General features: G+C 60.1%; 11 protein-coding genes. 4 read left to right on the forward strand and 7 right to left on the reverse strand.

All coding sequences use genetic code 11. The features are described from left to right. Nucleotides 1-41: 41 nt before the first annotated feature. The 6 genes from fba to tkt all read right to left on the reverse strand — a co-directional run bounded on the left by fba (nucleotide 42) and on the right by tkt (nucleotide 6454). Entirely contained in the window at nucleotides 42-1106 is a 1065-nt protein-coding gene (gene fba / locus AC1DIG_RS11580) for a class II fructose-bisphosphate aldolase (RefSeq protein WP_030130215.1), read from the reverse strand. A gap of 261 nt (nucleotides 1107-1367) precedes the next feature. Beyond that, nucleotides 1368-1700, reverse strand: coding sequence for an MliC family protein (locus AC1DIG_RS11585; protein WP_477767417.1), 333 nt, complete (start codon nucleotides 1698-1700; stop codon nucleotides 1368-1370). Nucleotides 1701-1759: 59 nt separating this feature from the next. Next, on the reverse strand, nucleotides 1760-1981 hold the full coding sequence (locus tag AC1DIG_RS11590; protein WP_477767418.1) for a hypothetical protein: 222 nt from the start codon (nucleotides 1979-1981) through the stop codon (nucleotides 1760-1762). Between the two features lie 34 nt (nucleotides 1982-2015). Next, nucleotides 2016-3179 carry a phosphoglycerate kinase gene (locus AC1DIG_RS11595; RefSeq protein WP_477767419.1) on the reverse strand — a complete coding sequence of 388 codons (1164 nt, stop codon included), beginning with the start codon at nucleotides 3177-3179 and terminating at the stop codon, nucleotides 2016-2018. Between the two features lie 25 nt (nucleotides 3180-3204). After that, a complete protein-coding gene (gene epd, locus AC1DIG_RS11600; RefSeq protein WP_477767420.1) occupies nucleotides 3205-4290 on the reverse strand; it encodes an erythrose-4-phosphate dehydrogenase in 1086 nt (361 codons plus the stop codon). Between the two features lie 166 nt (nucleotides 4291-4456). Beyond that, on the reverse strand, nucleotides 4457-6454 hold the full coding sequence (tkt, locus tag AC1DIG_RS11605) for a transketolase (protein WP_477767421.1): 1998 nt from the start codon (nucleotides 6452-6454) through the stop codon (nucleotides 4457-4459). A gap of 273 nt (nucleotides 6455-6727) precedes the next feature. On the opposite strand from tkt, the gene AC1DIG_RS11610 reads away from it, so the two are divergent. The 4 genes from AC1DIG_RS11610 to AC1DIG_RS11625 all read left to right on the forward strand — a co-directional run bounded on the left by AC1DIG_RS11610 (nucleotide 6728) and on the right by AC1DIG_RS11625 (nucleotide 11265). Continuing rightward, nucleotides 6728-7723 (forward strand): ArsR/SmtB family transcription factor, encoded by a 996-nt coding sequence (locus tag AC1DIG_RS11610; protein WP_477767422.1) that lies wholly within the window; start codon nucleotides 6728-6730, stop codon nucleotides 7721-7723. A gap of 18 nt (nucleotides 7724-7741) precedes the next feature. Then, nucleotides 7742-8932 (forward strand): methionine adenosyltransferase, encoded by a 1191-nt coding sequence (metK, locus tag AC1DIG_RS11615; protein ID WP_103316704.1) that lies wholly within the window; start codon nucleotides 7742-7744, stop codon nucleotides 8930-8932. 158 nt (nucleotides 8933-9090) lie between these two features. Then, nucleotides 9091-10773, forward strand: a complete 1683-nt coding sequence (gene ligB, locus AC1DIG_RS11620) for an NAD-dependent DNA ligase LigB (protein ID WP_477767423.1) — start codon at nucleotides 9091-9093, stop codon at nucleotides 10771-10773. A gap of 96 nt (nucleotides 10774-10869) precedes the next feature. After that, the gene (locus AC1DIG_RS11625) at nucleotides 10870-11265 is read left to right on the forward strand and encodes a DUF1090 domain-containing protein (protein WP_477767424.1); all 396 of its coding nucleotides are present in this window, start codon (nucleotides 10870-10872) and stop codon (nucleotides 11263-11265) included. A 119-nt stretch (nucleotides 11266-11384) separates the two neighbouring features. Here AC1DIG_RS11625 and AC1DIG_RS11630 read toward each other — a convergent pair whose 3' ends face one another. After that, nucleotides 11385-11834: a c-type cytochrome gene (locus AC1DIG_RS11630; RefSeq protein ID WP_477767425.1), complete on the reverse strand. Its 450-nt coding sequence runs from the start codon at nucleotides 11832-11834 to the stop codon at nucleotides 11385-11387. Nucleotides 11835-11868: the final 34 nt, after the last annotated feature.

Raw genomic sequence — 11868 nt, forward strand, 5'->3', positions numbered from 1 at the left:
CTGTCACGGCGGGTTTTTCATATTGGCGAAATGCAGAAGTCTCAGTTGACCTTCGCGTTCAACTCACCCTTCAAATAACGCTGGAACATCGCTTCCAACGAGATCGGCTTGATCTTCGAAGCATTACCCGCCGTACCAAACTGCTCATAACGTGCGATGCACACATCACGCATCGCAGTAACGGTAGCGCCGAAGAATTTACGTGGGTCGAACTCGCTCGGGTTGGTGGCCATCAGGCGACGCATCGCACCGGTGGAGGCCAGGCGCAGGTCGGTGTCGATGTTGACCTTGCGCACGCCGTGCTTGATGCCTTCGACGATTTCTTCAACCGGCACACCGTAGGTTTCTTTGATGTCGCCGCCGTACTGGTTGATGATCGCCAGCCACTCTTGCGGTACCGAAGACGAACCGTGCATCACCAGGTGGGTGTTCGGGATGCGTTTGTGGATTTCTTTGATGCGGTCGATGGCCAGCACGTCGCCGGTAGGTGGCTTGGTGAACTTGTAGGCGCCGTGGCTGGTGCCGATGGCGATGGCCAGGGCGTCGACCTGGGTGCGCTTGACGAAGTCAGCGGCTTCTTCCGGGTCAGTGAGCATTTGGCTGTGATCGAGCACGCCTTCTGCGCCGATACCGTCTTCTTCACCGGCCATGCCGGTTTCCAGCGAACCCAGGCAGCCCAGCTCGCCTTCTACCGATACGCCGCAGGCGTGAGCCATGGCTACGGTTTGTTGGGTTACACGGACGTTGTAGTCGTAGTCGGTCGGGGTCTTGCCGTCTTCGCCGAGGGAGCCGTCCATCATCACCGAGCTGAAGCCCAGCTGGATCGAGCGCTGGCAGACGTCAGGGCTGGTGCCGTGGTCCTGGTGCATGCACACCGGGATGTGCGGGAACTCTTCGATCGCCGCCAGGATCAGGTGACGCAGGAATGGCGCGCCAGCGTATTTACGGGCGCCGGCCGAAGCCTGGACGATCACCGGGGAGTCAGTCTTGTCAGCGGCTTCCATGATGGCGCGCATCTGCTCAAGGTTGTTGACGTTGAAGGCTGGAACGCCGTAGCCGAACTCGGCTGCGTGGTCCAGCATCTGGCGCATGCTGATAAGTGCCATGGTGTGTGTCTCTCCCGGTTGAGGGTCGTTAATCGTGCAAGCCTGCCGTAGCGGCGACTGCTATTCAAGTTAATGCAGATCGGGGGTAAGACCGGCCTGCGAATTCGGTGTTGCCCAAATCTCATGCACTTACACAGAATCCCTGTGGGAGCGAGCTTGCTCGCGATGAGGGCCTTACAGCCAACAGTACGGTGACTGTCAGAGCGCTATCGCGAGCAAGCTCGCTCCCACATTGGATCTCTGTGAATCAAACCAATCGTGTTACTTGGCTTTACAACCGCGGCCGATCAAATCGTTGGTGGCGACCCAGTACACCAGGCCTTCCTCACCTTTGACGTGAAACGCCAGTTTGTCATCGCTGTACAGTGAACCACTGCCTGCCGGCTCCAGCTTCAAGCGGCGCACCTGATCGTCACCACCCAGGCGCACGTCAACAGCGCTGTGGCTGTTGTCAGTGTAGTGCCAGAGCACTTGTGCCTGGCTGTCGCAAACCCAGGTCGTCCACGCATCAGGCGTGGGCGACGACGCGAACGGGTTCATAGTGGCGCAACCGGCAAGTAGTGCCAGCGACCCCACGGCTATCAAGCCTTTCATCCATTTTCCTCGGCAGTCGGCACACGCCAACTGCACTGGGTATCAGTGAGTCAGACCGGTCAAGGGCAACCATGTTCCTTGGCCGGGGTCTGTGTCTCGTATTTATCCAGGCCGTCCGGCCCGGAACGCTTGTTGAGCACCGGGTTGGTTTCCGCTTGCCAGTCGGCCTGATAACAGCCCTTGTCCGGCGCGCCGGCATCCTGTTCCGGCGCGGCTTTCGGGGTACTCCCGCAGCCGGCCAGAACACCCGCCGCGATCAATGTCGCTAACGTCTTGACCATGTAAACACTCCTTTGCCTGGCCAATGGATGACCCTTAGGCCTTTGCCCGGCTTTCCAGGACTTCAACGGCTGGCAGCACTTTGCCTTCGACGAACTCGAGGAACGCGCCGCCGCCGGTAGAAATGTAGGAGATCTGCTCGGCAACGCCATACTTATCGATGGCTGCCAGGGTGTCGCCGCCGCCCGCGATGGAGAACGCCGAGCTGTCTGCGATGGCCTGAGCCAGGACTTTGGTGCCGTTACCGAACTGGTCGAATTCGAATACACCGACCGGGCCGTTCCACAGAATGGTTTTCGACGACTTCAGCAGTTCTGCGAAGTGCGCTGCGGTCTGTGGACCGATGTCGAGGATCATGTCGTCTGCTGCTACGTCGGCGATCAGCTTGACGGACGCGGTAGCGCTTTCAGCGAATTCCTTGGCAACCACCACGTCGACTGGCAACGGCACGCTGACTTTGGCGGCGATGGCGCGGGCGGTGTCCAGCAGGTCTGGCTCGTACAGCGATTTGCCGACCGGGTGACCGGCAGCGGCCAGGAACGTGTTGGCGATACCGCCACCGACGATCAACTGGTCGCAGATCTGGCTCAGGCTGTTCAGCACGTCAAGTTTGGTCGAGACCTTGGAGCCGGCAACGATGGCCGCCATTGGCTGGGCCGGGGCGCCAAGGGCTTTGCCCAGTGCGTCCAGCTCGGCAGCCAGCAACGGGCCAGCCGCAGCGACTTTGGCGAACTTGGCCACGCCGTGGGTCGAACCCTCGGCACGGTGAGCGGTGCCGAAGGCGTCCATCACGAACACGTCGCACAGGGCGGCGTATTGCTTCGCCAGTTCGTCAGCGTTCTTTTTCTCGCCTTTGTTGAAGCGCACGTTCTCGAACAGCACGATGTCGCCGGCCTTGACGTCAACGCCGCCCAGGTAGTCGGAGACCAGCGGCACTTCACGGCCCAAGGCCTTGCTCAGGTAGTCAGCGACTGGCTTGAGGCTGTTCTCGGCCGAGAATTCACCTTCGGTCGGACGGCCCAGGTGCGAGCAGACCATCACTGCCGCGCCTTTTTCCAGGGCCAGCTTGATGGTCGGCAGCGAGGCCAGGATTCGCGCATCGCTGGCGACAACACCGTCCTTGACTGGGACGTTGAGGTCTTCGCGGATCAATACGCGCTTACCTTGCAGATCGAGGTCGGACATCTTCAACACGGTCATGGGTCGCATTTCCTGGGTAGCTGTTTTAGAGAGCAGGTTTTTTAGAAGCAGAGAGCTGGGAAGCAGAGAGCTTGATGGCTGTTTGCAGATAGTGTCCTGCAACATCCAGCATTCGGTTTGCAAACCCCCATTCGTTGTCGAACCAGGCCAGTACGTTCACCAGCCTTGGGCCGGAAACGCGGGTCTGACTGGCATCGACGATCGCCGAATGCGGGTCATGGTTGAAATCACAACTGGCATGAGGCAATTCGGTGTAAGCCAAAAGCCCCTTGAGCGGGCCATAGGTGGCGGCCTCGCGCAGGATCCGGTTGACTTCAGTCGCGTCGGTGTCAGTGACGGTTTGCATCGTGATGTCGAGGCACGACACGTTGACCGTCGGCACGCGTACAGCTTTGGCCTGAATTCGCCCGGCAAGTTCCGGCAACAAGCGTTCGATACCGCGCGCCAGGCCGGTGGACACCGGGATCACCGACTGGAACGCCGAACGGGTGCGGCGCAGGTCTTCGTGATGGTAGGCGTCGATGACCGGCTGATCGTTCATCGCCGAGTGAATCGTGGTGATCGACACGTAGTCCAGACCAAAGGCCTGATCCAGCAGACGCAACAGCGGCACGCCGCAGTTGGTGGTGCAGGACGCGTTGGACACCAGCAGTTCATCGCCAGTCAGACACTCCTGATTGACGCCGTAGACGATGGTGGCGTCGACATCCGCCTCGCTGGCCATCGGCTGGGAAAACAACACACGCGGTGCGCCGGCGTCGAGGAAACGCTGGCCGTCTGCGCGCGTGTGGTAAGCGCCGGAGCACTCCAGCACCAGATCGACGCCCAGCGACGCCCAATCGATGCCTTCGGGGGTGGCACTGCGCAGGACCTTCACGCAGTTGCCATTAATATGCAGACAATCGCCGTCGACCTTCACCTCACCGGGAAAACGCCCGTGGGTGGAGTCGAAGCGTGTCAGGTATTCGATGCTGGCCATGTCGGCCAGATCGTTGATTGCCACAATTTCAAACCCGGCCGCCGCCCCTCGCTCGAACAAAGCACGCAAGACGCAACGACCAATCCGGCCGTAGCCGTTGAGTGCAACTTTGTAAGGACGCGGTTGAGGCATGGGGTTCTCGATTACCGTGGTGAATCCGTCAGTTCAGCGTTGAATGTTCCATTGTCATCGCGAGCAAGCTCGCTCCCACAGGGATATAGACCGTCCATGTGGGAGCGAGCTTGTTCCGGGCGGCGTTCCGACGATAGCGTCAGAACAGACAACGCAACTGTCGGACTTAGTCTTCCAGCAGTTCTTCAGCCTGACCCAGGATGTTTTCCAGGGTGAAGCCGAACTCTTCGAACAAGGCCGGCGCAGGCGCCGACTCGCCGTAGGTGGTCATGCCGATGACGCGACCTTCCAGGCCCACGTACTTGTACCAGTAGTCCGCGTGTGCGGCCTCGATGGCGATACGGGCGCTGACCTGCAACGGCAGAACCGCTTGCTTGTAGCCGGCATCCTGAGCATCGAACACGCTGGTGCATGGCATGGAAACCACGCGCACCTTGCGGCCCTGTTCAGTCAGTTTGTCGTAGGCCTGAACGGCCAGGCCGACTTCCGAACCGGTGGAGATCAGGATCAGCTCAGGCTCGCCTGCGCAATCCTTGAGCACATAACCACCACGGTTGATCAGTTCGATCTGCACCGCGTCACGGGTTTGGTGCTGCAGGTTCTGACGCGAGAAGATCAGTGCCGTAGGACCGTCTTTACGCTCCAGGGCGTTCTTCCAGGCCACTGCCGATTCAACGGCATCGGCTGGACGCCAGGTGTCGAGGTTCGGCGTGCAGCGCAGGCTGGCCAGTTGCTCGATTGGCTGGTGAGTCGGACCGTCTTCGCCCAGACCGATGGAGTCGTGGGTGTAGACGTGGATCACGCGCTGCTTCATCAGGGCGGACATACGCACGGCGTTGCGGGCGTATTCCATGAACATCAGGAAAGTCGCGCCGTAAGGCACCAGGCCGCCGTGCAGGGCAACGCCGTTCATGATGGCAGTCATGCCGAACTCGCGAACGCCGTAGTACATGTAGTTGCCGCTGGCGTCTTCAGCGCTGACACCTTTGCAACCTTTCCACAGGGTCAGGTTGGAACCGGCCAGGTCAGCCGAACCGCCGAACATTTCCGGCAGCAGCGGGCCGAACGCGTTCAGGGCGTTCTGGCTGGCTTTACGGCTGGCGATGGTTTCGCCTTTGGCCGCGACTTCAGCGATGTAGGCCGAAGCTTTTTCAGCGAAGTCTTCCGGCAGCTCACCGCTCAGACGACGGACCAGCTCGTTGGCCAGCTCCGGGAATTCGGCGGAGTAGGCAGCGAAACGCTGATCCCACTCGGCTTCGACCGCGCGGCCGGCTTCCTTGGCGTCCCACTCGGCATAGATATCGGCCGGGATTTCGAACGGGCCGTAGTTCCACTTCAGCGCAGTGCGGGTCAAGGCGATTTCCGCGTCACCCAGTGGGGCACCGTGGCAATCTTCCTTGCCTTGCTTGTTCGGCGAACCGAAGCCGATGGTGGTTTTGCAGCAGATCAGCGTCGGTTGCGCGCTTTTGCGTGCCGTCTCGATCGCGATCTTGATCTCTTCCGGGTCGTGACCGTCAACGTTGCGGATCACTTGCCAGTTGTAGGCTTCGAAACGCTTCGGGGTGTCATCGGTGAACCAGCCTTCGACTTCGCCGTCGATGGAGATGCCGTTGTCATCGTAGAAGGCGATCAGTTTGCCCAGGCCCAGGGTACCGGCCAGGGAGCTGACTTCGTGGGAAATGCCTTCCATCATGCAGCCATCACCCAGGAACACGTAGGTGTGGTGGTCGACAACGTTGTGACCAGGACGGTTGAACTGCGCCGCCAGGACTTTTTCTGCCAGGGCAAAACCCACGGCGTTGGCCAAGCCCTGACCCAGCGGGCCAGTGGTGGTTTCAACACCCGGGGTGTAGCCGAGTTCCGGGTGACCCGGGGTGCGGCTGTGCAATTGGCGGAAGTTTTTCAGGTCATCGATCGACAGATCGTAGCCGGTCAGGTGCAGCAGCGAGTAGATCAACATCGAGCCGTGACCGTTGGACAGGATGAACCGGTCGCGGTCGGCAAACGATGGATTGCTCGGGTTGTGCTTGAGGTAGTCACGCCAAAGCACTTCGGCGATATCCGCCATACCCATAGGGGCACCGGGATGGCCGCTGTTGGCTTTTTGCACGGCATCCATGCTGAGGGCACGAATGGCGTTGGCACGCTCACGACGGCTGGGCATCGCTGTTCTCCTGCTGATACTGAATCGAGAGTGAATAAAACGAAACGGAAAAAAGGCGAGCATTTTCCCTCAGCGGACAGCCTCGGGGCAATGACAGATAGTCATCTGGAGACGTTTTTCCAATGGATAACGGCGGTTTCGGGTGATGAAACCTTTCCGCTGTAGGTTTGTAGAGTTAATCATCCCGTGAGAAGTGCCATCCATCGAGCAATATCAAAACTTTTTGATATTGCCCTTGCGGGGATTTCGACGCATCACTAGACTGCTGGCCTTATGAATTTACGCGTGCCTTCCATTCGCCATGACGATTGCGATGAGCTGGCGGCCTTGTGCAAGGCCGGCGGCGATCCGTTGCGGCTGAACGTTTTGCGCGCCTTGGCCAACGATTCGTTCGGCGTGCTGGAACTGGCGCAAATCTTCGCCACCGGCCAATCGGGCATGAGCCACCACTTGAAGGTGCTGGCCCAGGCTGAGCTGGTAGCGACCCGCCGTGAAGGCAACGCAATTTTTTACCGCCGCGCCCTGCCCCACACCGAATTGTTGGGCGGCAAGCTGCACGCGGCACTGCTCGACGAAGTGGACAACCTGACCCTGCCCAGCGATGTGCAGGCGCGGATCAGTCAGGTCCATGGGCAACGAGCCGCTGCCAGCCAGGACTTTTTCTCACGGGTTGCGGAAAAGTTTCGCGCCCAGCAAGACTTGATCGCCGGCTTGGCGCAGTACCGCGAAAGCGTGCTGGCGCTGCTCGACAAGTTGAGTTTCAGCGAAGGCGCCACCGCGATTGAAGTCGGCCCCGGCGACGGCAGTTTTTTGCCGGAACTGGCGCGCCGCTTCAGTCAGGTCACGGCGCTCGACAACAGCCCGGCGATGCTCGAACTGGCGCGTCAGGTCTGCGAACGTGAAAAGCTGGCTAACGTCAGCCTGCAATTGGCCGATGCATTGGATGGCGTAAGCCTTGAGGCCGATTGCGTTGTACTGAACATGGTCTTGCACCATTTCGCCGCGCCAGCCGATGCGCTCAAGCACATGGCCGGCTTGCTGCAACCAGGCGGTAGCCTGTTAGTGACAGAGTTATGTAGCCACAACCAAAGTTGGGCCAGGGAGGCCTGCGGTGATCTTTGGTTGGGGTTTGAACAGGACGATTTGGCCCGTTGGGCCACCGCTGCGGGACTCGTTCCCGGGGAAAGCCTCTATGTAGGCTTACGTAATGGTTTCCAGATCCAGGTCCGCCATTTTCAGCGACCGGCTGGCGACACTCACCATCGGTAAATTCAGGAAAACATCGAGATGAGCGAATACTCCCTTTTCACCTCCGAGTCCGTGTCTGAAGGGCATCCGGACAAAATCGCCGACCAGATTTCTGATGCGGTGCTGGACGCCATCATTGCTGAAGACAAGTTCGCCCGTGTGGCGTGCGAGACTCTGGTGAAAACGGGCGTGGCGATCATCGCCGGCGAAGTCACCACCTCGGCCTGGGTCGATCTGGAAGACATCGTCCGCAACGTAATCCTCGACATCGGCTACAACAGCTCGAATGTCGGCTTCGACGGCGCGACCTGCGGCGTGATGAACATCATCGGCAAGCAGTCCCCCGACATCAACCAGGGTGTTGATCGTGCCAAGCCTGAAGACCAGGGCGCCGGCGACCAGGGCCTGATGTTCGGCTACGCCAGCAACGAAACCGACGTGCTGATGCCAGCACCGATCACCTTCTCGCACCAACTGGTTCAGCGCCAGGCCGAAGCCCGTAAGTCCGGCCTGCTGCCTTGGCTGCGTCCAGACGCCAAGTCGCAAGTCACTTGCCGCTACGAAAACGGCAAGGTTGTCGGTATCGACGCCGTTGTACTGTCGACCCAGCACAACCCGGAAGTGTCCTACAAAGACCTGCGCGAAGGCGTGATGGAACTGATCGTCAAGCACGTGCTGCCTGCCGAGCTGCTGTCCAAGGACACCCAGTTCCACATCAACCCGACTGGCCAGTTCATCATCGGCGGCCCGGTGGGCGACTGCGGCCTGACCGGTCGCAAGATCATCGTTGACAGCTACGGCGGCATGGCCCGTCACGGCGGCGGCGCGTTCTCCGGTAAAGATCCATCGAAGGTTGACCGTTCGGCTGCCTACGCTGGTCGTTATGTGGCCAAGAACATCGTCGCTGCCGGCTTGGCCGAGCGTTGCGAGATTCAGGTTTCCTACGCCATCGGCGTCGCTCAACCGACTTCGATTTCGTTGAACACCTTCGGCACCGGCAAGATCAGCGACGACAAGATCGTCAAACTGGTCCGCGAAGTGTTCGACCTGCGTCCATACGCAATCACCACCATGCTCGACCTGCTGCACCCGATGTACCAGGACACCGCTGCGTACGGCCACTTCGGTCGCACCCCGGAAACCAAAACCGTGGGCGACGATACGTTCACCACGTTCACCTGGGAAAAAACCGACCGCGCCGACGCCCTGCGCGCTGCTGCCGGCCTGTAAGACTTTCCTGGCTGCACAAAAAGCCCCGCACGGTTCGCCGTGCGGGGCTTTTTCATGGGCGCAGATCCGGCCTGGACACACCCTGAAAACTACCTGTGCTCGCCAGCCTCCCTGCTGATCTAGCCTTCAGGCATCCCCCTCGAGCAAGGATGCTCATGATGCTGCCCACGCTTCGCCTGTTGATCGGTTTCTGGTTGATAGTTGCCTGCCTGAACGCCAACGCCACTACCTGCCCTGACTGGGCCCCTACCCGGGCTCATGCCGAAATCACCGCACTGCAAGAGCAAATCGAGCGCTGGGACGACAGCTATCACCGGCAAGGACATTCACTGGTCGCCGACGAGCTCTACGACCAGTCCCGTGCCCGCCTCGCCGCCTGGCGGGCGTGCTTCGAGCAAACCCCGGCAGCTGAAAATCCGCTACGTACCGCCCGAGGCACGGCGCCCCACCCGATTGCACATACAGGCCTGGAAAAACTCATCGACGGTAAGGCGGTCGAAGCCTGGCTCATGTCGCGCAGGGAAGTGTGGGTCCAGCCCAAAGTCGATGGCGTTGCAGTCACGCTGATTTACCGCGAGGGTCTGCTCCAGCAGGCGATCAGTCGCGGGGACGGTGTCAATGGCCAGGACTGGACCGCCTCGGCGCGCAAGATCGCCACCATCCCTCAGCAACTGCCGCAGCCACTGGACTTGCTGCTGCAAGGCGAACTCTATTGGCGCCTGACGGATCATGTGCAAGCCCAACACGGCAGCCTGAACGCCCGCAGCACCGTGGCCGGGTTGATGGCCCGCAAAGAACTGAGCTCTGTGGACGCCAACGGGATCGGGCTATTCGTCTGGGACTGGCCGCAAGGTCCGGCCAGCTTGCCGGAGCGCCTGGTCGCCCTGAAAGCACTGGGTTTCCCTGAGAGCGAGCTCTACAGCCAGCCCGTCAGCGCATTTGCCGATGCCGAACGTTGGCGCGATCACTGGTATCGCACACCTCTGCCATTTGCCAGCGACGGCATTGTCTTGCGTCAGAGCCAACGTCCTGCGGCAGAGCGCTGGGAAGCAAAAACACCACTCTGGAGCGTGGCCTGGAAGTACCCTTTCGCCCAGGCACTGGCTGAAGTGCGCAAGGTCAACTTCAAGATCGGGCGCACCGGGCGCATCACCCCGGTGCTGGAGCTTGCGCCGGTCAGGCTCGATGACCGACAGATCAAACGTGTGAGCGTCAGTTCGTTGCAACGCTGGCAGGCCATGGATATCCGCCCCGGCGATCAGGTCGCCATCAGCCTTGCCGGGCTGACCATCCCACGGCTCGACAGCGTAGTGTTGCGCAGCACTGAACGGCTAGAGGTGATCGCGCCCCGTGCAGAAGACTTTCATCACCTCAGCTGTTGGCAACCGACACCGGGCTGCGAAAGCCAGTTTCTCGCACGGTTGACCTGGCTCAGTGGCAAGCAAGGCCTGGCGCTGCGCCATATCGGCCCCGGCACCTGGGAAAAACTGATCAGCGCCGGACGCCTGAAAGGGTTACTCGATTGGTTGACCCTCGATGCCCAAGAGCTTGCTAACATTGACGGCTTCGGCGAGCGCAGCAGTGTTCGCTTGCTGAACAGCCTGCAAAGCGCCCGACAACAGCCCTTTTCACGCTGGCTGAAAGCATTGGGCTTGCCGCCCACCGGTGAGGCCACACTTACAGACTCATGGCATTTACTGGCGCAACGAGACACTGAGCAATGGCAGACCGAAGCCGGAATCGGCCCGGGGCGTGCAGCGCAATTGAGCGCATTTTTTCGCGACCCGCAGGTGCTGGCCTTGAGCGAACAATTACACGCTGCCGGGATAGACGGTTTTTAGCTATGCAGAGAGCCGGCAGTTTTGAACCCAACGAGTATCGATGCGCTCCAACAGCCCATCTGCTGCCGACCTGATGATTTTTTAAACGGAGCCTGTATGAAATTTCTTTCACCGCTCGCCATGCTGGCCCTTTGTGGCGTCATGGCGACACCGCTGATGGCTGCCGAAGAAACTCCGCCACTCACTGGCTGCGCCGCCAAGCGCCAGTCCATCAGTAACCAGATCGAACAGGCCAGGGCACACAGCAATGCCGGGCAACAGGCTGGCCTGGAAAAAGCCCTGAGCGAAGCCACCGAGCACTGCAACGACGCCGCCTTGAAGAAAGAGCGCGAGAACAAGGTGCTCGACGCCAAGCACGAAGTCAGTCGCCGTCAGGCCGACCTCGACAAGGCCATGAAAAAGGGCGACGCCGAGAAGATCAACAAACGCAAAGACAAACTCGCCGAGGCCCGTAAGGAATTACAGCGAGCGCTGGATGAGCTGGATAAGTAAGAAGAAAGATTGATGTCGTGCTCCAGGCAGCCTTCGCGAGCAAGCTCGCTCCCACATGGACACCGCATAAACTGTGGGAGCGAGCTTGCTCGCGAAGACGTCAGCCGGGGCAACACCAATCAGTGATCACGAAACTGTTTATGGCACGCACTACAGGCGTCTTCGACTTTTTGCACGGCCGGGCCCAGGTTACTGGCCTTGTACGGCTGAACCTGGCTGGCAATCACCAGTTCACCGGTGGCGGCTTCAAGTGTGCGGGCCATGTCCTGGAAACGTGCCTGCTGCTGCCAGACATCGTCTTTGGCGCTGGTTTTGCCGTCCTCACGAACCTGTGGGAAATGCTTCCACGGCTCATGGGACAAGGCGTCGAGTTTGACCGCGCCTTCAGTAAACCGCGGGGCGTCAAACGGGATGCGTCCACGCAACATGCCGCCCAGGTCTTCGCCAGTCTTGAGCATTTGCTTGAAAATCGCCTTGCGTTGACCCAGCGGCGAGTTCGGATCGACACCGCCACAGGCGGACAGCGTCAGGCAGGCCAGCAATACAACAGAAAGTCTTTTAAGAGTCATGGTGGCTTCAGGTCACGGGAAACGGCGGCCAGTA

This window comes from Pseudomonas sp. 05N431 (assembly GCF_056397005.1).